We start from the raw sequence: 23,314 nt of genomic DNA on the forward strand, positions 1-23,314 counted from the left end.
CGGGCAGCCGGCCGGTCGGTCACCCCGGCCGGTGCCGGTGGACCGTGTGGGCGGGTGGAGTGCGCAGCCGGCGTCAGTGGACGCTCTCGACGGACAGGTCCGGCCACTCCAGTACCGTCGAACCCCAGGAGAGCCCGGCGCCGAAGGCGGACAGCAGAATCCGTGCGCCGGGCTTCAGGGCGCCGTCGGCCGCGAGGTGGTTGAGCAGGAGCGGGATGGAGGCGGCGAGCGTGTTGCCCACGCGGTCGATGTTGACGGCCGTCCGCTCCTCGGGCATCGAGAGTTCCTCGGCCACGGCCCGCACGATGCGGACGTTGGCCTGGTGGCCGACGAACCAGTCCACGTCGGCCACGGTCCAGCCGGCCTTGTCGAGGGCGGCCCGGGCCGAGCGGCTCATACGCTCGACGGCCTGTTGGTAGAGGGGGCGGCCGGCCATCCGCAGATACCAGTCCGCCTCGGGAACCACGTCGTGGGCCGGCCCGCCGTCCGCGGACCGCTGCCGTGAGCCGCCCGCCGGGATCGCCAGCAGATCCGCCCGTGCGCCGTCGCTTCCCAGGTCGAAGGGGCCGAGCGCGCCCGTCTCGCCGGGTTCGCCGCGGCGCAGGACCACGGCTCCGGCCCCGTCGCCGAAGATGGGTGCCGTCGTACGGTCGGCCGGGTTCACCAGAGTGGTGAACGCCTCCGCGCCGATGAACAGGACCGTGTCGGCCGCTTCCGATGCGATCAGTCCCGCGGCCGTGGCGAGTCCGTAGACGAAGCCACTGCACGCGGAGGTCAGATCGAAGGCGGCCACCGGGCCCAGGCCGAGCCGGTCGGCCACCTCGGGGGCCACCGCCGGGCAGAGCCGGTCCGGTGAGGTGGTCGCCACCACGACCGCGTCGACAGTCGTGTGCCCCGCGGACTTGAGCGCCCTGGCCCCCGCCTCGACCGCCAGGTCTCCGGTCGACAGGCCGCCGTCGACCACGTGTCTGCGTTTGATTCCGGTTCTGGTGGTGATCCACTCGTCGGTGGTGTCCAGCGTCGCCGAAAGGTCCTCGTTGGTGACCACCTTCGGCGGGAGGTATCCCCCGAGGCCCATGAGCACCGCTGCCATCGCCATCCCTCCCCGTGAAATCGGCATTGCTCACTGCGGCACGCGCACAATTCCTTCGACGAGCCGACAGGTCTCGCGAGAAGGGAACGGGCGACGGGCGGTGTGCATATCCCCTTTGCGGGCGGTGTCGAGCACAGCGGCTCCGCGCTTTTTGTGTGCACACCATGAATCGGGCGCGTCTTGTGTCGGACCGCCCCGTGGTACGCCCTCGGTCCATGACCGAGTAACCGACGTCAATCACTGTGCTTTGCCGCTATGGGCCTGTCAAGCTCCATAGGCTCCCGTGCAGTTGCCGCCGACCAGGGAGCGCATTACCGGGATAATCGCGGCATGACGGTGTACGACACGCAGGGATCGGACGGCCGAGGCGACTTGGTGAGAGGCGTCGGCGCACTGTTTCCGGCGTCCGTGGTCCACGTCGAGCTTTTCCACGATGTCCAGGAAGACCTTTTCCCCGAGGAAAGCCATGTCATCGCGTCGGCGGTCGGCAAACGCCGGCGGGAGTTCATCACCGCCCGGAGCTGTGCGCGGGAAGCCCTGCGTCGCCTCGGCCACCCGGCGGTTCCCGTTCCGCGGGGCCCGTCGGGCGCCCCGCTCTGGCCGACAGGCGTCGTCGGCAGCATCACGCACTGCCCGGGGTACCGGGCGGCGGCGGTGGCCGAGTCGACGCGCATGGCGTCACTCGGACTCGACGCGGAGCCCAACCTTCCGCTTCCCGACGGCGCGATCCTGCCCCTGATCTCGTCCCCGTCCGAACGCCACCGGCTGTCCGAGCTGTCCGCGCTACGGCCCGAAGTGTGGTGGGAACGCCTGCTGTTCAGTGCCAAGGAGAGCGTCTACAAGGCGTGGAACCCCCTGGTCGGCAGGCACCTCGGCTTCGCCGACGCCGAGGTCGCCTTCTGCGGCGACGGCACCTTCGGCACCCGGATCACGGCCTTCGGGGCCGGAACTGCCGGGTGCTTCGACGGCACCTGGCAGCTCCGCGACGGGATCCTGCGGACGGCCGTCGTGGTGACGTGCGGGGGAGACGGGGCATGCCACGGGCACGAGCCCTCGACAAGCTCTCCGTAAAGCTTCACATTCAGCCATCTTCCGTCGCCCCGACACGCCGTCCCGCCGGGCCACGGCGGCTTCCGGCCATGGATGCTTTCCAGTCAAGGGGGAGGAGGCGGCGAATCCCCTGTGGCTGGTGTTGATTGCCAGCCCTTGACCTGATCGCGGTACGGCAAAGAATGAGTGTGGCCAGAGTTACAAGAAAATCAGGGGGAAAACAGCATGGATGACGTGGCGTCATGTCATACGGCTCTGCTCGATAGAGTGGTCCAGATACCCGAAACGATCCCCATCGCCTCGCTGAACATCGAGGACTCACCGCGACGAGCCGGACTTGATCTCGGCCATGTACGGCTGCTGGCCTCATCGGATACCACACTTCCGCCGATCGTTGTGCAGCGTGGAACGCTGCGCGTCGTCGACGGCGTGCACCGGGTCAAAGCGGCACAGCACCACGGACACGAAACGATCCTCGCGCGATTCTTCGACGGCACGGACGAAGATGCCTTCATCCTCGGGGTCGCGCTCAACGCCTCACACGGCCTGCCGCTGTCCCTGGCGGACCGCACCGCCGCGGCCGGCCGCATCCTCGGTACCCATCCGACGTGGTCGGACCGCCGGATAGCCCGGGCCACGGGGTTGTCCGCCACCACGGTCGGAGCCCTCCGGAAGCGGTCGACCGTCCAGAGTGGACACTTGGACAGGCGAACGGGGAGCGACGGGCGGGCGAGGCCCCTGAGCAGCGACTCGGGGCGGCGCGAGGCCGGCCGGTTACTCGCCGAGCAGCCGGAACTGTCGCTGCGGGAAGTCGCGCGGCTCGCCGGCGTGGCCCCCTCGACCGTGCGGGACGTACGGGAGCGGCTCCGGGCCGGCGAGGAAGTGGTGCCGCAGCAGCGCAGACCCGAGCAGGCGGTGAAGTCCGCCCCGAAGAGCGGCCCTGCCAAGGAAGGTCCGCCGCTGGGCGCCGACGCCCCCTGGAAGTTCGACCGGGAGGCGACGCTGGAGAGCCTGCGCAACGACCCGTCGATCCGGTTCAACGAATCCGGCAGGGCCCTGCTGCGCCTGCTCAACCACAGTTCCGTGGAACAGGCCGCCCTGGAGCGGATCGTGCACCACGTGCCTCCGCACTGGGCCGGCACCGTGGCCGAGCTGCTCCGGGCCAACGCCCACGCCTACGCGGGGATCGCCGCCGCCCTGGAGCGGCGCGGTGGAGTCCAGGACGCCTCCTAATTCCGTGTTCGCGCGTCGCCGGATTCCGGTGCTCGCGTAAAGGCAGCCGCTTTCCGCTCGGTTCTCCGTTGACACTTCATTTGGCCCCGATCTAAGTTTGTTTCAGAGCCGCAGGGAGACCGAAAAGAAGCGGCTGAGGGAATCGGGGGAGAATGGACGGCAGCGCGAGTACGTCGATGGAATTCGTTCCGGTCGTCACCGGGGACGAAGAAGCATTGCTTGACGAAGTGCTCGCTGTTCCTTTCTCCTACGTTTCCACGGAGGGGCCGGTCTGGCGCACGGCGGCCATGCGCCGGCGGATCATCGAGGACGAGCGGAAATCCCACGTCCTCGTCCGCCGGGATTCGCGGGTCATCGGCGCCGTGAGCTGGTCGGCAGGCCAGACTCCGGGGTACTTCCGCCTGATCCTCACCTCGTGCTCCGATGAGGCCTGGACGCCGGAAGCCACGGACGGGGCCATTCGCGCGGCGCTGTCCATGCTGCTGCGGGCCGCCGAGGTGAAGCGGGTCGAGCTGCTCGTCGCCACCTACAACGAGGCCCTGCTCGAATATCTCACCCAGTATTCCGGATTCATCGTCGAGGGAATGCTCAGGGATCGCTTCTTCATCGACGGCGAGTTCTGGGCCGGGATAGTCTGCAGAGCCGATGTCGCACAATTCGTCGAACGCGGGGAACGGCTGACGGAAAGCCGTGCACAACTTCTCTCCTCGCTGCGCAAGAAGACGCTGGAAGATCTCACGGCCGCCCACGACGGCACGTCGTGGAGTGCGTGACCCCGGATCTCGCGTCCACCCCAGACCATCGCCCTTCTGGGTGGTGTATCCCATAGGAACCGAAACCCGGAAAGGGGGAAATGTCATGGATCTCACCAACGTGATCGACCTGCAGGGCACCGAGATCGTCGCCGAGGGCGTCGAGCTGCCCGCCAGCGGCGCGAGCGAGGGCTGCTGACGCCCGGACGAGTGGGCCGGCCGCTGCGTGCAATCCCGCGCAGCGGTCGGCCCGCCGTCCTCACCGCACCGAACCGTTCCCGACCCGTCCGACCCTGGAGGAGGCCGCGTGCCCAGATGGCAACTCACCCCGACCAGTCCGCTCAGCGTCGGCATGGCCCTGCCGGACCGGGTCGTCACGAACGAAGAGCTCTGCGAGACGCTGAACACCTCACCGGACTGGATCGAGCGGAAGACCGGCATCCGCGAGCGGCGGTACCTCTCCGACGGCGAGACCATCACCGATCTGGCCGAGGAGAGCGCGCGCAAGGCGGTCCGGCAGGCCGGCCTGAACATGCGGGACATCGACGTCCTGGTCGTCACCTGCAGCAGCCCGGAATGGGTGATGCCCTCCCTCGGAGTCCTGCTCGCCGACCGTCTCGGCATCGAGACCCCGCGCATCGTCGACATCACGCAGCACGCCTGCGCGTCCGTCGTCTACGCCGTCTACACCGCGTCCTGCCTGCTCCAGGAACCGGATGTGCAGAACGCCCTCGTCGTGTGCGCCGAGGGCCCTTCACGCGCCACCGACCCGGCGGATCGCGTGGTACGCGTCTTCTTCGGAGACGCCGCCGGTGCCACGGTGCTGACCAAGACGCCCGGATCCGACGGCCTCCTCAGCTACGACCTGGGCAACTCTCCCTCCAGCCAAGTCGCCCTGGCCGGTACCGCGCTGTTGAACCGGCAGGATCCCGCGGACGACTCGGCGGTCACGCCCTACCTCACCATGGACGGTCCCACCGTGTGGCAGGAGGCGACCACCAGGGTTCCCAAGTCGCTCGCGGCAGCGCTCGACGCGGCCGAGGTCGAGATCGAGGACGTCGCCGGGTTCGCCCTGCACCAGGCCAATCTGCGGCTCATCGAGCACATCGCCGGCTCCGTCGGAGTGGACATGGCCAAGGTCGCCGTCACGGTCGACACCCTCGGCAACACGGGTGGCGCATCCCCGCTGACCGCGCTGTGGCGCCTCGCCGAGAACGGCCGGGCCACGGCGGGAGACGTCATCGCGGTGGGAGCCATCGGAGCCGGATTCATGTGGGGCTCGCTCTGCTTCCGGCTGCCTTACGACATACGAGTGGAAGCGTGAGAATCATGGACGAACTCCGCAAGATATTCCTCACCCTCTTCGGTGAGCGCTCGGGCGGCGAGGTCCCCGGGGACGACACCGTGGTCTTCGGCCGCGACAGCGCGTACGGCCTGGAGTCGATGGACACCCTCCGGTTCGCCTCCGCTCTCCTGCCGGTCTTCGGCGACAAGGTCTACGACCTCAAGGTCGAGGACGTGAGCTCGCTGCGCAGCGTCCACGACCAGCTGAACGCCGCCTAGGAGCACTCGTGAAGGGGCTCCTGTGCGAACTGGTCCCGTTCTCGCCGGACTCCCTGGAGACAGTGGCGAAGTGGCTGACCGCCACCGAGTGCGAAACCCTGCTGCGGGGCACCTCGAGTCACCTGGTGCGCCGTTCCCAGTACCAGGGGCTGGAAGGCGAAGGCCGCCGCGGCGCCCTGATCACCGACCGGCAGGGCACGCTCATCGGGGTGGCCCACTTCTGGCGGCTGGGCGAGGGCGTCTACGAAGTAGGCGGCGCCACGGGCGATGAGCGGCTGTGGCGTACGGGCATCGGCATCGAGGCGGCCATGCTCCTCGTCGACTACCTCTTCGAGGTACTGAACTGCCGCCGCGTCGAGTTCACCACCGGACTTCACAACGACAGCACCCTCCATCTGGCGCTGACGGACGGACTGTCGCTGGAGGCGGTCTGCGAGGACTACTTCCAGACACCGGACGGGACGCTTCCCGCCGTGAAGTCCTCCCTGACCCGCGAGGAGTACCGCCGTCCCTATCCGCACTACCAGCCGCGCGTGGGACGACGTGTCGACAGGGACCGCGTAAGGGCGCTCGCCGACGGCCTGATGCGGCACGCGCCAGCCGATCCCGGAACTCCCGAGGGGGAACAACGATGAGTGCAGAACAGACGAAGGAGTACCGCAACGTCCTGGTGATCGGCGGTACGAGCGGCCTCGGCCAGGAGGTGGCGCGCCAGTTCGCGCCGCTGGCGCAGAAGGTCTTCATCACGTACCACGGCCGGCAGGACGAGGCGGAGAAGGCCGCCGCGGCCGTACAGGAGGCAGGCGGCACCGCGGAGATACGGCAGCTGTCCCTGCCCACGGCGGACACCGGCGGCGCGCGCATCCGCGAACTGCTCCTCGAAGTCAGCCCCTGTGACGTCGTGGTGAACTGCGCCGTGACGAACGAGGCTGCCGTGGCCACCATCTCGAACGCCGAGGCCTTCAAGTCCGTCATCGACGCCAACGTCTTCGGCACGTACCAGATCAACGCGATCAGCGCGCAGACCCTGGCCGCCACGGGCGGCGGCAGCGTCGTGAACGTCTCCTCGATCCTCACCCGGCGCTACATCACCGGAGCGATCGGCTACATCACCAGCAAGGCCGCCATCGAGATGATGACGCGCGGCTTCGCCCGCGAATGGGGACGGCTCGGCGTACGTTTCAACACGGTCTCCCCGGGGCCGATCCGCGACACCAAGCTGCTGAACTCCGTACCGCGCGACGTGGTCGAGGAGGTCATGGGCCCCGACTTCGAGGAGCGGCTCATGCCGCCGGAGAAGGTCGCCGCGGTCATCCGCCGGATCACCGGCCCCGACTTCGCCGCCGTGAACGGTGAGGTCGTCACCGTCGACGAGGGGGCCTCGCTGTGACCGCCACGGGCGTGTACATCTTCCCCTCGCAGGTGTACCTGGACGCCGACGTGCGGCAGCGCTGCCTGGACTCCCGGCCCATGCAGCTCGCGCTCGACCTGGCCAGTGACACCCTGTCGATCGACTTCCGGGGCGTGCTCCGCGACGGTGACGAGGACCAGCTCAACGATCCCCGGTTCCGCCGCCCGCTCATCAATCTGATGGGCGTCGTCGGCTACCAGCAGGACGTCCGCCGCCGCGACGTGCAGCCGGTGTGCGTGACCGGGATGAGCCTCGGTTTCATCAGCGCCGCCGCCGCCGTCGGCTGGGTGTCGCTGGAGGACATGGTGCGCATGTCCCACACCATGGCCGCCATCGAGATCGACGTCTTCGAGGGCACCGACTACGTCAGCGTCTTCTTCTACAACGGCGACCACGAAGCCGTGTTCCGGGAACTGCGCGCCCACGGCGTCGACCACCTGCTGCACCTGTCCGGGCACGTCTCCAGCAACCAGTTCCTGGCCGCCTGCCGCACCTCGGACCTGGACGCCATGAAGCCGGCGCTGATGAAGGCGGGCGCCCTGTACAAGCCGATCCCCTTCAGCTACCCCGGGCACTGCGACCTGATGGACGGCGTCCGCAAGACGTTCGCGGACGAGTGGCACTTCAACGACCCGTGCCGCAACCTCGACATCCCGCTGATCAGCCACGACGCCCGGCCCTACACCAGCGGCGCGGCGATCACGCGGCTGGCCGTCGAGCAGTACACCACGATCCTCAACTGGAGCGGCATCCTGCGCTACATCGAGGGCCTGGGGCTGGACACCCACATCGTCCTCGAACCCTCGGCCTTCGTCGTGAAGTCGATGCAACTGGACCCGGAGTGCGGCATCGAACCGGAAACCGGCGGTGTCGCCCGTGTCGAGTGACCGCGCGCTCATCTTCCCCGGCCTGGTGCCGCTCACCCGGGACGAGCTGACCGCCGTCCTCGACGAGGACGACGCCCTGCTCGAACTGGCCGGTGAGGTCTGCGGGTTCGACCCCGCCCGCCTCGACGTGACGCACGGCCACGCCGGTCTGTCCTCGACCGTGCACGAGGCCCTCCTCGCCGTGGCGCTGCTGCGGCGCACCTCCGCCGAGGAATCCCGGTGGACCGCGTTCGGAGGCATGAGCGCCGGCTGCATCCCCAGCCTGCTCGCCGCCGGGGTGATCACCGAGGAGACCTGCTTCCGCCTGATCCGGGACATCAACAACACCCAGATCGCGCGGAAGGAAGCACGCCCCAACGGCATCACCCTCGCGCTGCTGCCTTCGTCGGAGGGGGACGCGGAACGGCTCCTGGAGGTGCTGGCGACGGCGGACGACGCGCCGTGGCTCTCGGTCGACCTCGGAGGCGGTCTGATCGCCCTCAGCTTCCGCGGCAGCGAGACCGAAGCCCTCACGCGCCGCCTCGGCACGCTGGGTACGGCCGTGCTCGACCGTATCGACCGGGCCGAGCACTGCCCGTGGGCGCTGCCGGAGAGGGACGAGTTCAGGGCCCTCCTCGCCGACGCCGACTTCCGGCCGGCCACGGCCGCCGTCGTCTCGCCGCTCACCGGCGAACGGGTGGACGACACCCCCGAGGCGTACCGGCACATGCTCACCGAGCAGTGGTTCGACACGGCGAGCCTGCCGCGGCTCGTCGACGGACTGTGCGCCGTGGACCCCGTCGCCGCCGTGGACCTCGTCGGCCCCGCGAAATCGGTCTATGTCTCCCGCGTCCGGGCGCTGACGGCGGGCAGGGCCGACCACCGACTTCTGACCATCGCAGGATGAGAAGGAACAGCCAATGACCAAGAGCAGCGGAACCATGCCCGTGGTGAACGCGTGGAACGAGTGGGACACCCTTCAGGAGGTCGTGGTCGGCTCCGCCACGGGAGCGTGCTTCGAACCCACGGAACCCGGCAACCGCCCGGCGGTCCGTGGCCCGGCCGACGTGCCCTTCCCCACCGGCCCCAAGTCCGACGAGGCCGTGGCGCGGGCCAACGAGCAGCTCGACGGCTTGGCGGCGCTGCTCGCCGCGCACGGCGTGACGGTCCGGCGCCCGGCGCCGTACGACTTCTCCCAGCCCCTGCGGACCCCCGGCTTCGAGGTCGAGAACCAGTACTGCGCGGTGTGCCCGCGCGACGTGATGATCACGCTGGGCAACGAGATCCTCGAGGCCACCATGTCGCGCCGGGCCCGCTACTTCGAGTACGAGCCCTACCGCAAGCTGGTGTACGAGTACTGGGAGTCGGACCAGCGGGTCGCCTGGACCGTGGCGCCCAAGCCCACGATGGCCGACGCCATGTACCGCCAGGAGTTCTGGGAGTGGCCGGTCGAGGAACGCCACGCCCGCATGCACGAGTCCGAGTTCTGCGTCACCCAGGACGAGGTCGTCTTCGACGCCGCCGACATGAGCCGCCTCGGACGGGACATCCTCGTCCAGGAGTCCATGACCACCAACCGGGCCGGCATCAGCTGGCTGCGGCGGACGCTGGAGCCCAAGGGGTTCCGGGTGCACCCCGTGCACTTCCCGCTGGACTACTTCCCGTCCCACATCGACTGCACCTTCGTCCCGCTGCGCCCCGGGCTGGTCCTGACCAACCCCGACCGGCCCATCCGCGAGGCCGAGCGGCGGATGTTCACCGACGACGGCTGGCAGCTGGTGGACGCGCCGGAGCCGGTGCTCACCAACGACGACATGCCGCTGTACTGCCAGTCCTCCAAGTGGCTCTCCATGAACGTCCTCAGCATCTCCCCGGAGAAGGTGATCTGCGAGGAGCAGGAGAAGCCGCTCCAGGACCTGCTGGACTCGTTCGGCTTCGAGGTGTTCACCGTCCCCTTCCGCGACGTCTTCGAGTGCGGCGGCTCCCTGCACTGCGCCACCTGGGACATCCGCAGGGACGGCACCCGCGAGGACTATTTCCCCTCCCTGTCGTCCCGCGCGGCGGCCTGATGCCGAACCGCGCCTCGGAACACCCGTCGGTCACCGTCCACGAGCTGGTCCGGCGGCACGGTGACGGCCCGGGGGCCGGCACCGCCGCGATGGTGCACGGCACCCGGCAGGTGAGCTACGGCGAACTGGACGCCATGACGCTTCGGGTGGCCCGGGCCCTGCACCGGGCGGGCGTCCGGCGGGGCGACTTCGTCGGCATCAGGCTGGCCCGGTCGCCCCAGGCCGTGGCGGCCATGCTCGGCGTCATGCGCGCGGGTGCCGCCTACGTCCCGATCGACCTCGCCGACCCCGTGGAACGGGTCCGGCACGTGACCGGCACGGCCGCCGTGGCCCTGGTGATCACCGACGGCGAGCCGCTGCCCGGCGGTCTGCCGGTGCCGGTGCTCGCGCTGGACGGGGACTGCCGGCCGGCCGGCGACGACCCGCAGGGACGTGCCGCGCCGGACAGCCCCGCGCTCACCGGCGAGGACATCGCCTACGCGCTGTTCACCTCCGGCTCGACCGGGGCCCCCAAGGGCGCCCTGATGACGCACGGCGCCCTGGTGAACCTGCTGAGCTGGCACGACCGGGCGCGACCGGGGAGCTGCCGCATGCGCACCGCCCAGGTGTGCGCGCTCAGTTTCGACTTCTCGTTCCACGAGATCTTCTCCACCCTCTGCTTCGGCGGCACCCTGGTGTTCGCGGACGACGAGGTGCGGCGCAATCCGTTCGCGCTGGTGGCCCACCTGAGCGGGCAGCGCGTCGAGCGGCTGTTCCTCCCGGTCCCCCTGCTCGAACAGGTCGCCCAGGCCGTCTTTGAGGAGAAGGGCGAACTCCCGCCGCTGCGCGAGGTCGTCACCACCGGCCAGCAACTGCGGACGACCCCGCACATCCGGGACCTGTTCCGCCGCACCGGAGCCCGGCTGCACAACCACTACGGCGCCACGGAGTTCCAGGACGCCACCGCCCACACCCTCGACGGCGACCCCGGCACCTGGCCCGCCGTCGTCCCCGTCGGCCGCCCGATCGACGGCGTACGGGTCCGGATCCTCGACGAGAACCTCGCCGAGGTGCCCGCGGGTGACGAGGGCGAACTCTGCGTCCTGGGCGCCGGGGTGTCCCCGGGCTACGTGGGCCGGCCCGACCTGACGGCACTCAGGTTCCTGGACGACCCCGCCGGCGGCGGCAGGCTCTACCGGACCGGTGACCTGGCCCGCGTCGGGCGGGACGGCGTGATCGAGCTGCGCGGCAGGATCGACACCCAGACCAAGGTGCACGGGGTGCGGATCGAGGTGGAGGAGATCGAGACCCTCCTCCTGGAGCACCCCGGTGTGCAGGACGCCGCGGTGCTCGCCCACGAGATCGACGGCCACACCCGGCTCGTCGCCCATGTCGTCCCCGCCCCGGCACTGGACCCCGGTGCGGCGCCGCGCCTGCTCGACGCCTTCCTCCGGCCGAAGCTCCCGCGGCTGATGCTGCCCGAGGCGTACCGCCTGCTGCCCGCGATGCCACTGACCGCCAGCGGCAAGACCGACCGGGCCCGGCTGGATCCCCCCGAGACCTTCGAACGGCTCGCCGCGCAGGAGGCCGTCACTCCCCGCAGCAGCACCGAGCAGGTGCTGGAGGAGGTGTGGCGCGAGGTGCTGCGGCTGGCGGAGATCTCCGTCGACGACCGGTTCCTCGACATCGGCGGCAGCTCCCTGCTCCTGGTCCGGGTACGGCGTGAGCTGGTGCGCCGGCTCGGTCGCGACGTGCCGATGGCCGACCTGCTCCAGTACCCGACGATCCGGGCGTACGCCGCCCACCTCGACGGGTCCGGCCGGTCCGGCACCGCCACCGGCGGCGACGAGGCGGGCGGGCACCGACGGGCCGGGGCGCGGCGGCGCGACGGTGAGGACGGCTCGCAGGACATCGCCATCGTCGGCATGGCGGGCCGTTTCCCCGGGGCGCCGGACGTGGAGACGTTCTGGCACAACCTCCTGCACGCGGTCGAATCCGTCGGCCCGCTGCCCGGCGGCGGCGCGGGACAGCGGGACGACGGCATCGCCGGACACCCGGACTTCGTCCCGGCCGGCGCGGTCCTGCCCGGCATCGACCTGTTCGACGCCGAGTTCTTCCAGCTGAGCCGCAAGGAAGCGGAGCTGCTCGACCCGCAGCAGCGTCTGTTCCTCGAATGCGCATGGGAGGCGATGGAGACCGCCGGATACCCGCCCGGCGACGCGGTGACGGGCCGGGTCGGTGTCTTCGCGGGCGCGGGCATGAGCACGTACCTCCTCAACAACCTCGCGCCGCGTTTCGGCTACGGGCGGGGGAAGGCACTCACCGAATCCGACCTGGAGCAGTTCCAGCTGAAGCTCGGCAACGACGGCAACTACCTCGCCACCCGGGTGTCGTACGCACTGAACCTGCGCGGCCCGAGTGTGGGCGTGCAGTCGGCCTGCTCGACCTCCCTGGTCGCGGTCCATCTGGCCTGCCGCAGCCTGCTCGACGACGACAGCGACATGGCGCTGGCCGGAGGCGTGCACGTCGTGGTGCCCCAGGACGCCGGGTACCTCCATGAAGAGGGCATGATCATGTCCGCCGACGGCCGCACCCGCGCCTTCGACGCCGAGGCCACCGGCACGCTGTTCGGCAACGGCTGCGGCATCGTCGTCCTCAAACGGCTGGCCCGGGCCCGGGCCGACGGCGACCGGGTGATCGCCGTCATCAAGGGCTCGGCCGTCAACAACGACGGCAGCGAGAAGTTCAGCTTCACCGCCCCCAGCGTCGACGGGCAGGCCGAGGTGGTCGGCACCGCGCTCTCGCGGGCCGGGGTCGCCCCCTCGGACGTCGGCTACATCGAGGCCCACGGCACGGGTACAGCCCTGGGCGACCCCATCGAACTCGCGGCTCTCGGGCGGGTGTTCGGAGACGGCGCGGGTCGCGCCACCACCTCCGTCGGTTCGGTCAAGACCAACATCGGGCACCTGGACGAAGCCGCCGGTGTGGCCGGACTCATCAAGGCCGCCCTGTGCGTGCACCACGGCGTGCTCGTGCCCAGCCTGCACTTCCGCGAGCCCAATCCCGAGATCGACTTCGCCCGTTCCCCGTTCCGGGTGAGCACCGCGACCACCGCCTGGGACACCGGCGGCGCCCCGCGCACCGCGGGTGTCACCTCGCTCGGTGTGGGCGGCACCAACGCCCACGTCATCGTCCAGCAGGCACCGGACACCGAGGCCGCCGCGGACCGCGGCGCCGGCCGGCCGGACGCGCGGCTGCTGGTCCTGAGCGCACGCGGCGAACAGGCGCTCACCGAGCTGGCCCACCGGTACGCCGACCATCTGGACACGGTCCCCGAGGAGTACTCCCTCGCCGATGCCTCCTACACGGCGGCCATCGGCCGTCGGCACTTCCCGTACCGCCGTGCCGTGGTCGCCGGATCCCCCGCCGAGGCCGCGGCACGGTTGAGGGAGGCGCCCGGCGGGGTGACGGCTCCGCCGGGCCGCCTCGCCTTCCTCTTCCCCGGTCAAGGCCCTCAGTACGCGGGCATGGGACGGGACCTGTACGACCGGGAGCCGGTGTTCCGGGCAGCCCTGGACCGGTGCGACGAGCTGCTTCGGGACCGGCTCGAACGGCCCCTGCTGTCGGTCGTGTTCGCGGCGGAGGACGAGCCGTCCGAGATCGGCGAGACGCGCTACGCCCAACCCGCCCTGTTCGCCTTCGAGTACGCGCTGGCGAAGCTGTGGCTCTCCTGGGGGGTCCGGCCCGACGTCCTGCTCGGGCACAGCCACGGCGAATACGCCGCCGCCTGCCTCGCCGGCGTCTTCTCCCTGGAGGACGCCCTGACCCTGGTGCACGCACGCGGGCGGCTGATGCAGGCCCTGCCGGAGTCCGGCGCCATGGTCGCCGTCGCCGCGGGGGAGGCCACCGTCGCCGGGCTGCTGGGCCCCCACAGCTCCGTCGCCGTCGTCAACGGTCCCCGGTCCACGGTGATCTCCGGCCGGGCCGACGAGATCGCCGACGCCTGCGCCGCACTGGCCGGTCTGGGAGTGCGCCACCGCCGCCTGGACATCTCCATCGCCTCGCACTCACCGCTGATGCGGCCGATGCTGGAGGAGTTCGAGACGGTCGCCCGCTCCGTGCGGTACCGCGAGCCGCGGATCGAGATCGTCTCCACCGTCACCGGCGAGCCCATCGGCGGGGAGATCGCCGACTGGCGCTACTGGGTCGGCCAGATCACCGAGCCGGTGCGCTTCCACGACGCGGCGACGGCCCTGCGTGCGGCCGGCGTGCGCAGGCTGCTGGAGATCTCCCCCAAACCGACCCTGCTCCAGCTCGTCGAGGACCTCTTCGACGAGGGGACGGCCGTCCTGATCCCCAGCCTGCGGGCCGGCGGCGGCCACGACCAGCTGCTCGGCGCCCTCGGCGCGCTGTACGAGGCGGGGCTGGACCCGGACTGGGGCGCGGTGTTCGGCGGCCATGACCTGCGCCGTGTCGCCCTGCCCACGTACGCCTGGCAGCGCCGGCGCCACTGGGTCGACGCTCCCGGGCCGGCCGGGAACCCGGCGGGAGACCCCGGGCCGGGCACCGCGGCCTTCCTCGGGTCCCGGCTCGACCTCGCGGGCAGCGGCGACGTGCGGTTCACCTCCACGGTCGGGGTGCCCGCGCTGCCGTGGCTCGGTGACCACCGCGTGTTCGGGTCCGTCGTCATGCCCGGTGTCGCCTACCAGGAACTCGCCTGCGCCGCGGCGGGCGAGGTGTTCGGGCCGGCACCCGCGCGGGTGCGCGACTTCCACATCCACCGGGCCATGGTGTTCCCCGACGACAGCACCCTGCGGCGGATGCAGATCGTCCTGGCGCCCGACGAGGACGGCACGTACTCCTTCGAGGTCCACTCCAGCCCTGTGCCGGCCGGCTCCGGAGCCGGGCTGCCGCCGGCGGACTGGACGCTGCACGCCTCGGGACAGCTCACGCCCGCGGGCCCGGACGGCACGGCGCCCCTGTCGCCGCCCGGCACTCTCGACGCGCTGCGGAAGTCCTTCGCGGACCATCCGCTGCCGCCCGAGGAGATCTACCAGCGGGAACGGGAGCGGGAGATCGACCTCGGCCCGCTGTTCCAGGTGACCGACGGGCTGTGGCACAACGGCTCCGAGGCGCTGTCCCACATCGTCCTCGGTCCGGTGACGCGCGCCGGGTCGGCCCGTCACCGGGTCCACCCCGTGCTGCTGGAGGCGTGCTTCCTCGCCCTGACCGTCACCTACCCCGAGAAGCTGGGCCGGCGGACGTACGTGCCGCTCGGCGTGGACCGCATCCGGATCGAGGGCCGTACCGCCGGGGACGAGGCGTGGTGCCACGCCCGGCTGCGGCCCACCGGCCAGGAGGACCCGGAGACCCTGCGCGCCGACATCGACCTGTGGGCCCCGGACGGAACGCTCCTGCTCGCCCTGGAAGGGGTGCTGCTCAAGCGCGCGGCCCGCGAGACGATGATCCCGGCAGCCCGCGAAGCCTGGCGGGACTGGCTGTACGAGACACGCTGGACCCCCACCGGCCTGCCCGCCCCGGCACCGGCCGCCGGGCGCTGGCTCGTCGTGTCGGACGGCCCGCTGGGCGCCGCACTCGGCGACTTCGCCCGTCTGCACGGTGTGCACTGCGACGTCGTCGCCGACGACAGGGCGTGGACCGCGGACAGCGGCAGCGCCGAGGACGCCGGGGACTACGACCTGGTGGTCCTGTGCCCGTCCGAGGCGGTGTCCGAGGACGCCGCCGCGGACGGACTGTCCGCGGGCACCGGGCTGCTGCGCCTCGCGCAGAAGGTGGCCTCACGGGCCGACGGCGCACCGCGGCTGTGCCTGGTCACGCGGGGTGCGCGCCCCGTGGGCGGCCGGGGTGTCGGCGCTCCCGCCGGGGCGGCGGCGTGGGGCCTGGGCAGGGTGGTGGCGGCCGAGCACCCCGAGGTGCGCCTCCTGCTGGTGGACCTCGACCCCGGCACCCCGCCGGACGGCGCGGCCGCCCTGCTGTACGCCGAACTCGCCCAGGCGTGCGCGTCGCAGGAGCAGCCGGAGCACTACCGCGTCGGCTACGACGGCCACCGCAGGCACGTCGAGGCACTGGCCCGCGCCGCCGTCGGGCCGGAGGGCGGCCCCGGTCTGCGTCCCGATGCGGCCTACCTGATCACCGGCGGCCTCGGCGGACTGGGTCTGGCGGTGGCCCGGATGCTGAGCGAGGCCGGAGCCCGCCATCTCGTCCTCCTGGGCCGCACACCGCCGGCCGGGGCGGCCCTGCGGGAGGTCGAGGCGCTGCGTGCCGCGGGCTGCGCCGTCCGCGTGCGCACGGCGGACGTCGCCGACCGGGAGCAGCTGGCCCGGGCCCTGGCAGGTCCCGCCGATGACCCGGACCAGCCGCCGCTGGCAGGTGTGCTGCACCTGGCCGGGGCGCTCGACGACGGCGTGCTGCTGCTGCAGTCGCCGGAGCGGCTCCGGCGCGTCATGGCCCCCAAGGCCCAGGGCGCGTGGCACCTGCACACCCTCACCCTCGGTCGGGAACTGGACTTCTTCGTGCTGTTCTCCTCCGTCTCGGGGCTGCTGGGCACGCCGGGACAGGCGACGTACGCCGCGGCCAACGCCTTCCTGGACGGACTGGCCTCCTACCGCCGTGGACAGGGACTGCCCGCTCTGTCCGTCCAGTGGGGCTCGTGGGCGGACACCGGGATGAGCGCCCGGGCCGGGGTGAACGCGAAACTGGAGGCCAGGGGAGAGGGGGTCGTCCCGGTCGCGGACGGTCTCGCCGCCCTGAGGGAACTGCTCACCGCGCGGCCCGAGGGGGCGGCCGTCGCCGTGCTGCCCGCGGACTGGCAACGCTTCGCGGACCGCGACACCCCCGCCCTGCGGGGTCTCCTGGCCGCCATGCCCGGTGCCGGGCGGCGGCGGGCGCACAGCGGCGGTCTCCGCCGGACGCTGGACGCGGCGTCCGGCACCGCACGCAGGGAACTGCTGCTGTCCCACATCCGGGAGCAGGTGGGCCGGGTGCTCGGCGAGAGCGCGGGGCCGGCGGCGGACGGCCAGGACGTCTTCGCCCGGGGGCTGGACTCGCTGACGGCCATCGAACTGAGACGGAACCTGCAACGCGGCCTGGAGTGCCGGCTGGGCCAGTCGGCCCTGTACGACCACCCGACGGTCGAGGCGCTCGCCGACCACCTGGGGGAACTCATGGCAGACGGGAGCGATGCGCGATGACGAAGCTGGTGTGCCTGCATCACGCCGGGGGAAGCGCCTCGGTCTTCCGCCCGTGGCAGGCGTACGCGCCGCCCGGCATCGAAGTCGTCCCGATCGCCCTTCCGGCGAACCGGACCGAGGGTGGCGGAACGCCGCACCGGGAAATCGGCGCACTCGTGCCCGTCCTCGCGGACAAGGTCCGAAAAGAGGTGGGCGGCGATGATTTCGTCCTCTTCGGGAAGAGCATGGGGGGACTCCTCGCCTATCTGCTCACCCGCCATTTCGACGAGTGCGGCGACCCGGCGCCGAAGGCCTTGGCCGTCGCCAGTTTCGGCGCACCACACGTTCCCTGGCGAAATTTCACCGAAGGCTTCCAGGACGAGCAGGAACTCGTGCGATATCTGCACCGCATCGGCAGTATTCCGGACTGGGCCGTCGAGCATCCCGAATGGGTCGCGCCCTACCTCGGCCGGCTCCGGGAGGACGCCCGGATGTGCGCCGAGTACCGCTTCCGGCCGCAGGACGGCCCGCTGACCCTGCCGGTCCGGGTCTTCGTCGGCGACCTGGATCCGCTGGTCCCCGTCGAGGCCGCGCACAGCTGGTCGGAACTCGGAAACGATGTCGAGGTCCGGATCCTGTCCGGCGGCCATTTCCTGGTCTCCACGGACATCGGTCTGCTCCGACAGTCGGTTTTCGGCCTGGCGGTCGGAAGTCGGCCACCTGCTTGTGGTGTCGAACACGCCATGTGACGTACGGTGGAACCGAGTTGAGTGTATTGCGTGCGCCGACATACCCAGGGAGTCGATAGGTATGAAGCGAGTTTTCGGACTGGCGGCAATTGTTGCGGGTGCAGTGCTCGCCGTTTTCTTTCCGGATCTCGAATTCGCATGGTTCGAAGGCCGTCCCCTCGGCCTGATCCTCATCGTCCTGGGCGGAATCGAACTGTGGGAGAGCACGCGCCGCCGGAAACCCAAGGGGATCGTCGAGGAGCTGCGCGAGGACCTCGGTATCGGATCCTCGCGGAACCGCGGCGGGGACCGCGAGCGCGACCAGGACCGGGAAGGCAGGCGGGAGTTCGACCGGGAGGCGGAGCGTGAAGCACCCAAGCACCGTGACCATCCGGACGTCTGACCCCGCCCGAGGGGAAGAGGAGCACACGCAGCGATGCCGGAGTTCGACAAGAGCGAAGCAGCCCGGTCGAGGCGGGCGAACCTGTTCGTCGTGGCCACAGGCACCCTGTCCACGGCCCACCTGCCCTTCTGGCTCAACTGGTTGTCGTCCAACCGGCCCCACTACGAGGTGACGGTCGGGGTCACCGACTCGGCGCGGCAGTTCGTGAGCACCTCGGCGCTGGCCGCGCTCACCGGTTCACCGGTGGTCCGCAACACCTGGGACACCGAGGGAGAACTGACACCGGTCCACACCCGGTTGGCGGCCGAGTACGACGGCATCATCGTGTTCCCGGCCTCCGTCGCCTTCACCTCGGCACTCGCCGCGGCCTCCGGTGACTCCCCGTTCCATCTCGCCGCCCTGGGCACGGCGGCACCGGTGGTCCTCGCGCCCACCTTCCCGCCCGGGGTCCTCGACAATCCGCTCGTCACCGACGTGCTCCGCCGGCTCGACGACGTCCCGAACTACCACATCGTCAGACCGCAGAAGGGCACGAGCCGCTCCACCGGCGCCGAGACGGACGTGACCGCCCCCCTGTGGGACGTGATCGGCGTGTTCGAGGCCGAGGCCGGCCACCCGGACCGCGGCGCCGGCACACCGGAGACCGCAAGCGCCTGACACCCACCGGTGCACAGGCCGCTCAGACAGCAACGCTCACCAAGAGGCCGGTCACATGGACTACTTCTACTACACCTTCGCCGACCCGGACGCGTACGAGGACATCCGGCACTGGAAGGCCGACAGCCAGGACCCGCGGTTCGCGCGGATACGCCGCGGCCTGACCGCCGTCCCCTACACCGACGGGTGGCGCTACGCCCAGCACGGGATCTGGACCGTCTGCCGCCCGGGCAGCGACCCCGTGCGCGGCCAGGGCTGGAAGATCCATGTCGCGGTGACCCCCGAGACCTTCGCGCCCCTCCTCGAACTCGTCTCCGCCTACTGCTTCGAACGCGGCGTGCCGTTCAAGTTCCTCGCGCGCCACGAGTACGCGTGGCTGGTCAACGCCAAGTACGCCCCGCGCCCGGTCAGCGGCAAGGGCATCGTGCTCTACCCGGCCGACGAGCAGCAGTCGGTCGCCCTCGCGACGGAGCTGGCCGGTCTGCTCGAAACGTGGCAGGGTCCGCGCGTTCTGTCCGACCTGCGGATCGACGACGGCGTCGTCCACGTCCGGTACGGGGCCTACACACGCCGGTACTGCCGCAACGCCGAAGGCAAGGTCACCTTCGCGCTGGAGGACCCGGAAGGACGGCTCGTACCGGACCGCCGTTCCGTCCCCTTCCGCGCGCCCTCGTTCGTGACCGTGCCCGAGGCGTTCGCCCCGCGGCCCCCCGAAGCCGCGGCCGGCCCGGTGCCGCCCTACCGGATCGACAAGACGCTGCACTTCTCCAACAGCGGCGGCGTGTACCTCGCGACGAACACGGACACCGGCGGCCAGGTCGTGCTGAAGGAGGCCCGCCCCTCGGCCGGTTACGACCTGATCGGCGGCGACTGCGTCCAGCGCGCCCGGCAGGAGTACGAGGCACTCCGCAGATTCGCCGACCTGCCCGCCGTGCCCGCGGTCCACGAGCAGTTCACCTGGCAGGGGCACCTGTTCACGGTGATGGAGTACATCCGGGGCACCACGCTCCTGGAGTGGTGCGCCGCCAGACAGCCCTACCTGCTGCGCCCCGACCCCTTCCGGCCGCCGACGGCACAGGACATCGGGGAGTACCGCCGGCAGGTCGACACCATCCTCGAACAGGTCCGCGCCTTCCTCTCGGCCCTGTGGGAGCGGGGACACGTCTTCGGGGACGTCCACCCGGGCAACGTCATCGTGACACCCGACCTGGAGGTCAGGTTCGTCGACCTGGAGGCGTGCATCGAGCAGGACGCTCCCCGCCCCTTCCCCGGCGCCCCCGGCTTCAACGACTACACCCGCACCGGGCGGGCGGCGGACGAGTACGCCCTCGCCATGCTGGAACTGTCCTGCTACCTGCCGCTGACCCATCTCGTCCGCATGGACGGGGCCAAGCTCCACCAGCTCCTGCACACCAGCACGGAGCGCTTCGACCTGCCGGCCGAGTGGGCCGAGCGCGTGGTGCGGCTCTGCGCACCCCACGAGGTCCGGCCCGCGCCCACCGCCCTGCGCGCGGCGTCCAGCCATCTCGACGACGCGCTCGGCTTCGAGGAGTGGGCCGCCCAGATCGTGGCCGGCCTCGCGGACACCATGACTCCGCAGCGCACGGACCGGCTCTTCCGGAACGACTTCTCGGGCTTCTCACTGTCGCCGGTGTGCCTGGCCACGGGCGCGTCCGGCGTGCTGTGGTCGCTGCTGGGAACGCGCGGCGTCGAGGCCCCGGACCTCGTGGAGCAGGTGATCGACTGGATCGCCGTCCGCGGCCGGGAGTCGGCCGACCGACTCGAATGCGGCCTGTACGACAGTGAACTGGGCGCCGGCTACGCCCTCTGGCGGCACGGTCACCCGGAGCACGCCCCGTGGCTGGTGGACGCCGCGATGGCGAAGGAACGCGACGGCAGCGGGCTCAGCGTGTTCAGCGGCCTCGCGGGTGTCTTCCTCGCCTGCGCCGAGATGGCGACCGGCCCGGATCCCCTCGTCAAGGCGGCCACGGCCGAGAAGCTCGGCGCGGACCTCGTCGACCGTGCCCGGCGGCTCCTGGGCCGGCTCAAGGGCAGCGAGACACCCGACGTCGCTCACTTCGGCCTCCTCCACGGAGTGGCGGGTATCGGCCTCGCCGTCCACCGCTACGGCCTGCTCATGAACGACACAACGGCGGTCGATCTGGCCCGTGAGCTGCTGGAGTTCGAACTGACCGGGTACGTGCGGTGCGCGGACGGCTCCCTGCAGTTCAACGAGGCCGACCGCCGCAGCCTCGGCTACGTCGAGGTCGGCTCACTGGGCACGGCCCTGGTCCTCTCGGAGTTCGCCCGGCACGAGGGCTGGGCACCCACCGGTGCGGGCATCCCCGATCTGACGCGCGCGAACGGGCCCGAGCTGATGGTCCAGAGCGGGCTCTTCCGAGGCCGGTCCGGATTCATCGCCGGTCTGGCCTCCCTGGCCCGGGACGGACACGAGGAACCCGCCCGGTCGTTCATCGACCGCCACATGAACCAGCTCGGCCTGCACGAGGTGCGCCCGCGGGAGAACCGGCTGCACTACCCGGGCACCCGCAACTACAAGCTCTCCAGCGACCTGCGGACCGGCAGCGCCGGGGTGCTCACGAGCATCGCCTTCGCCGAGGGCCGCCGCGACGACTGGCTCCCAGGGGTCAGGTGATGACCGGCGTACTGGGCGAGATCCTGCCCCTGGCCCTGCTCGACACCCTCGGCGTGTCCACCATCGCCATCCCCGTCTGGTTCCTGCTCATGCCGACGGGGCTGCGGATCGGCCGTGTATTCGGCTACCTCCTCCTCGTGTCGGCCGGCTACCTGCTGCTCGGTCTGCTGCTGCTGAGCATGCTCGCGGCCGTCCGGGAGGACCTGCGCTCCGCCCTGCAATCGCCGCTCGGAGACAAGGCGATGGCCGTGACAGGAGGCGCGCTGCTGCTCCTCGCCGTCTGGTACGGGCTCCTGCGCACCGAGAAACCCGGCTCCGGCCGGCTCTCCCGGTGGCGGGAGCAGGCGGTCGGCCGGACCGCCACGGCACGCGGGCTGCTCACCGTGGCCGCCCTGGCGGTCCTCCTCGAAGTGGCCACGATGTTTCCCTACCTGGCGGCCATCGGCACGCTGAGCCGCAGCGCGCTGCCCTGGCCGTCCCAGGCCGCTGCCCTCGCGATCTACTGCCTGGTCATGGTCGCCCCCGCCGTCCTCGTCACGGTGGCCCGCCTCGTCGCCAAGGGCCTGGTCCACAGGCCACTGCGCAGGATCGACGACTGGCTCAGGGACAACGCCCGGGAGAACACGGCGTGGCTCATCGCCCTCGCGGGATTCATCCTGCTGTCGAACACCACGGCGTACGACGGCATCATGGCGTTCCTCTCGTCCGACTGACCCCGAAGCCGGACCAGAAACCACTCAGGGCCCCGACCCGCGTTAGCGGATCAGGCCCCTGAGCTCGTGTTTCGTGCACTGGTACCTACGCGGGGACGTCGCCGTCGGCGCAGCGGAAGCTGTAGCGGAAGTCGAGCGGCACCTACCCGAGTGGATTCAGTTCCTGCTCACGGGTCGAGTTGGCCGGCCAGGGCGGCCTTGGAGGCGGACCAGGGCTCGGCGGACTCCAGCCGGAAGCGGGTGATCTCGGCGGGCTGGAAGACGCCGGGGACGGTCCTCGCTTCTGCTGATCCCGCTTGATGGCGCAGAGCGACGGGGCGACCAGCGGTCCCACATACTGGTACCGCTTCCTCCAGCGGCCGTCGGACGCTACGTCACCCACGATCTCCAACGTGTCGAGGTCGGGCCGGAGACTGCCTGGGCGTGAGTCCCGCTCCGGACGGTGCGGCTCGACGTCGACCTCGATGATCGAGTACTTGGAGAACCGGGCTTCCTCAGGTGTCCCGTCCTTCGTATCCGGCTGACCAGAGACCGGGCGTGACGGACGGAACCTGGGCTGCCTGGAACAGATCATCAAGGGAGACCGCAAGAGCCGCCCGCTTCCTTGGCCAGCCGTTTTCGCGTCCACCCCCGGTCCTCCCGCAACGCACGTACCCGCTGGGCGAGCGCACGGGCGTGGTCGCTGGTCCGAGGGCGCGTAGGCGCCGCTCTTCCTGCGGCACTGGAGACTGCTCCTGGGAGAAGCCGACCGAGATCGTCTCCCAGATGTTTCATAAACGATCTCCAGAAACCCGTCAGGGGCCTGATCCATTCACTGGATCAGGCCCCTGACCTGGTACTTCACTGTCGGGGTGGCGGGATTTGAACCCACGACCTCTTCGTCCCGAACGAAGCGCGCTGCCAAGCTGCGCTACACCCCGATGTCGCTGCTGTCGCGGCGACGTCGTTTAC

19 protein-coding genes and 1 tRNA gene are annotated in these 23,314 nt (G+C 70.9%); 16 read left to right on the top strand and 4 right to left on the bottom strand.

What is annotated here, in order from left to right; translation table 11 throughout:
* Positions 1-73: 73 nt before the first annotated feature.
* The gene (locus ABTZ58_RS13260; protein ID WP_351354653.1) at positions 74-1,099 is read right to left on the bottom strand and encodes a beta-ketoacyl-ACP synthase III; all 1,026 of its coding nucleotides are present in this window, start codon (positions 1,097-1,099) and stop codon (positions 74-76) included.
* Between the two features lie 258 nt (positions 1,100-1,357).
* Positions 1,358-1,648: a hypothetical protein gene (locus ABTZ58_RS13265; RefSeq protein WP_351355057.1), complete on the bottom strand. Its 291-nt coding sequence runs from the start codon at positions 1,646-1,648 to the stop codon at positions 1,358-1,360.
* Here ABTZ58_RS13265 and ABTZ58_RS13270 point away from each other — a divergent pair.
* The 16 genes from ABTZ58_RS13270 to ABTZ58_RS13345 all read left to right on the top strand — a co-directional run bounded on the left by ABTZ58_RS13270 (position 1,601) and on the right by ABTZ58_RS13345 (position 22,363).
* Complete coding sequence (locus tag ABTZ58_RS13270; RefSeq protein ID WP_351355023.1) at positions 1,601-2,164, top strand: 4'-phosphopantetheinyl transferase family protein; 564 nt, start codon at positions 1,601-1,603, stop codon at positions 2,162-2,164. The two genes, ABTZ58_RS13265 and ABTZ58_RS13270, sit on opposite strands and share 48 nt — an antisense overlap.
* Positions 2,165-2,539: 375 nt before the next feature.
* The gene (locus ABTZ58_RS13275; protein ID WP_502996060.1) at positions 2,540-3,376 is read left to right on the top strand and encodes a ParB/RepB/Spo0J family partition protein; all 837 of its coding nucleotides are present in this window, start codon (positions 2,540-2,542) and stop codon (positions 3,374-3,376) included.
* Between the two features lie 152 nt (positions 3,377-3,528).
* A complete protein-coding gene (locus ABTZ58_RS13280) occupies positions 3,529-4,149 on the top strand; it encodes a GNAT family N-acetyltransferase (protein ID WP_351354659.1) in 621 nt (206 codons plus the stop codon).
* 286 nt (positions 4,150-4,435) lie between these two features.
* Positions 4,436-5,452 (top strand): 3-oxoacyl-ACP synthase III family protein, encoded by a 1,017-nt coding sequence (locus tag ABTZ58_RS13285; protein ID WP_351354662.1) that lies wholly within the window; start codon positions 4,436-4,438, stop codon positions 5,450-5,452.
* A 5-nt stretch (positions 5,453-5,457) separates the two neighbouring features.
* Positions 5,458-5,691 carry a hypothetical protein gene (locus ABTZ58_RS13290; RefSeq protein ID WP_351354665.1) on the top strand — a complete coding sequence of 78 codons (234 nt, stop codon included), beginning with the start codon at positions 5,458-5,460 and terminating at the stop codon, positions 5,689-5,691.
* A gap of 8 nt (positions 5,692-5,699) precedes the next feature.
* On the top strand, positions 5,700-6,326 hold the full coding sequence (locus ABTZ58_RS13295) for a GNAT family N-acetyltransferase (protein ID WP_351354668.1): 627 nt from the start codon (positions 5,700-5,702) through the stop codon (positions 6,324-6,326).
* Positions 6,323-7,081: an SDR family NAD(P)-dependent oxidoreductase gene (locus ABTZ58_RS13300; RefSeq protein WP_351354671.1), complete on the top strand. Its 759-nt coding sequence runs from the start codon at positions 6,323-6,325 to the stop codon at positions 7,079-7,081. Before ABTZ58_RS13295 ends, ABTZ58_RS13300 begins: the two co-directional genes overlap by 4 nt.
* Positions 7,078-7,989: an ACP S-malonyltransferase gene (locus ABTZ58_RS13305; protein ID WP_351354674.1), complete on the top strand. Its 912-nt coding sequence runs from the start codon at positions 7,078-7,080 to the stop codon at positions 7,987-7,989. Before ABTZ58_RS13300 ends, ABTZ58_RS13305 begins: the two co-directional genes overlap by 4 nt.
* On the top strand, positions 7,979-8,875 hold the full coding sequence (locus ABTZ58_RS13310; RefSeq protein WP_351354677.1) for a hypothetical protein: 897 nt from the start codon (positions 7,979-7,981) through the stop codon (positions 8,873-8,875). Before ABTZ58_RS13305 ends, ABTZ58_RS13310 begins: the two co-directional genes overlap by 11 nt.
* A 13-nt stretch (positions 8,876-8,888) precedes the next feature.
* Positions 8,889-10,037: a glycine amidinotransferase gene (locus ABTZ58_RS13315; RefSeq protein ID WP_351354680.1), complete on the top strand. Its 1,149-nt coding sequence runs from the start codon at positions 8,889-8,891 to the stop codon at positions 10,035-10,037.
* Positions 10,037-17,227, top strand: coding sequence for a type I polyketide synthase (locus tag ABTZ58_RS13320; protein WP_351354683.1), 7,191 nt, complete (start codon positions 10,037-10,039; stop codon positions 17,225-17,227). The genes ABTZ58_RS13315 and ABTZ58_RS13320 overlap by 1 nt, the downstream gene beginning before the upstream one ends.
* Complete coding sequence (locus tag ABTZ58_RS13325) at positions 17,224-17,955, top strand: thioesterase II family protein (protein ID WP_351354686.1); 732 nt, start codon at positions 17,224-17,226, stop codon at positions 17,953-17,955. Before ABTZ58_RS13320 ends, ABTZ58_RS13325 begins: the two co-directional genes overlap by 4 nt.
* A 61-nt stretch (positions 17,956-18,016) precedes the next feature.
* On the top strand, positions 18,017-18,337 hold the full coding sequence (locus ABTZ58_RS13330; RefSeq protein ID WP_351354689.1) for a hypothetical protein: 321 nt from the start codon (positions 18,017-18,019) through the stop codon (positions 18,335-18,337).
* Positions 18,338-18,370: 33 nt separating this feature from the next.
* On the top strand, positions 18,371-18,994 hold the full coding sequence (locus tag ABTZ58_RS13335) for a flavoprotein (protein WP_351354692.1): 624 nt from the start codon (positions 18,371-18,373) through the stop codon (positions 18,992-18,994).
* Positions 18,995-19,049: 55 nt separating this feature from the next.
* A complete protein-coding gene (lanKC, locus tag ABTZ58_RS13340) occupies positions 19,050-21,650 on the top strand; it encodes a class III lanthionine synthetase LanKC (RefSeq protein ID WP_351354695.1) in 2,601 nt (866 codons plus the stop codon).
* The gene (locus ABTZ58_RS13345) at positions 21,650-22,363 is read left to right on the top strand and encodes a GAP family protein (protein ID WP_351354698.1); all 714 of its coding nucleotides are present in this window, start codon (positions 21,650-21,652) and stop codon (positions 22,361-22,363) included. The genes lanKC and ABTZ58_RS13345 overlap by 1 nt, the downstream gene beginning before the upstream one ends.
* Before the next feature lie 142 nt (positions 22,364-22,505).
* Here the strand turns inward: ABTZ58_RS13345 and ABTZ58_RS40175 are convergent, their stop codons facing one another.
* Together ABTZ58_RS40175 and ABTZ58_RS13350 are read right to left on the bottom strand one after the other, a co-directional pair.
* The gene (locus ABTZ58_RS40175; RefSeq protein WP_502996061.1) at positions 22,506-23,174 is read right to left on the bottom strand and encodes a DUF8758 domain-containing protein; all 669 of its coding nucleotides are present in this window, start codon (positions 23,172-23,174) and stop codon (positions 22,506-22,508) included.
* A gap of 35 nt (positions 23,175-23,209) precedes the next feature.
* A tRNA-Pro gene (locus tag ABTZ58_RS13350) sits at positions 23,210-23,283 on the bottom strand.
* Positions 23,284-23,314 lie beyond the last annotated feature (31 nt).

This window comes from Streptomyces sp. NPDC094143 (assembly GCF_040303825.1).
Classification (GTDB): domain Bacteria; phylum Actinomycetota; class Actinomycetes; order Streptomycetales; family Streptomycetaceae; genus Streptomyces.

Excerpts from the sequence above, each read along its gene's own strand:
- ABTZ58_RS13300 (WP_351354671.1), top strand. The coding sequence starts at position 6,323 with ATGAGTGCAGAACAGACGAAGGAGTACCGCAACGTCCTGGTGATCGGC.
- ABTZ58_RS13330 (WP_351354689.1), top strand. The coding sequence starts at position 18,017 with ATGAAGCGAGTTTTCGGACTGGCGGCAATTGTTGCGGGTGCAGTGCTC.
- ABTZ58_RS13290 (WP_351354665.1), top strand. The coding sequence starts at position 5,458 with ATGGACGAACTCCGCAAGATATTCCTCACCCTCTTCGGTGAGCGCTCG.
- ABTZ58_RS13345 (WP_351354698.1), top strand. The coding sequence starts at position 21,650 with ATGACCGGCGTACTGGGCGAGATCCTGCCCCTGGCCCTGCTCGACACC.
- lanKC (WP_351354695.1), top strand. The coding sequence starts at position 19,050 with ATGGACTACTTCTACTACACCTTCGCCGACCCGGACGCGTACGAGGAC.
- ABTZ58_RS13325 (WP_351354686.1), top strand. The coding sequence starts at position 17,224 with ATGACGAAGCTGGTGTGCCTGCATCACGCCGGGGGAAGCGCCTCGGTC.
- ABTZ58_RS13315 (WP_351354680.1), top strand. The coding sequence starts at position 8,889 with ATGACCAAGAGCAGCGGAACCATGCCCGTGGTGAACGCGTGGAACGAG.
- ABTZ58_RS40175 (WP_502996061.1), bottom strand. The coding sequence starts at position 23,174 with ATGGATCAGGCCCCTGACGGGTTTCTGGAGATCGTTTATGAAACATCT.
- ABTZ58_RS13260 (WP_351354653.1), bottom strand. The coding sequence starts at position 1,099 with ATGGCGATGGCAGCGGTGCTCATGGGCCTCGGGGGATACCTCCCGCCG.
- ABTZ58_RS13320 (WP_351354683.1), top strand. The coding sequence starts at position 10,037 with ATGCCGAACCGCGCCTCGGAACACCCGTCGGTCACCGTCCACGAGCTG.
- ABTZ58_RS13335 (WP_351354692.1), top strand. The coding sequence starts at position 18,371 with ATGCCGGAGTTCGACAAGAGCGAAGCAGCCCGGTCGAGGCGGGCGAAC.
- ABTZ58_RS13280 (WP_351354659.1), top strand. The coding sequence starts at position 3,529 with ATGGACGGCAGCGCGAGTACGTCGATGGAATTCGTTCCGGTCGTCACC.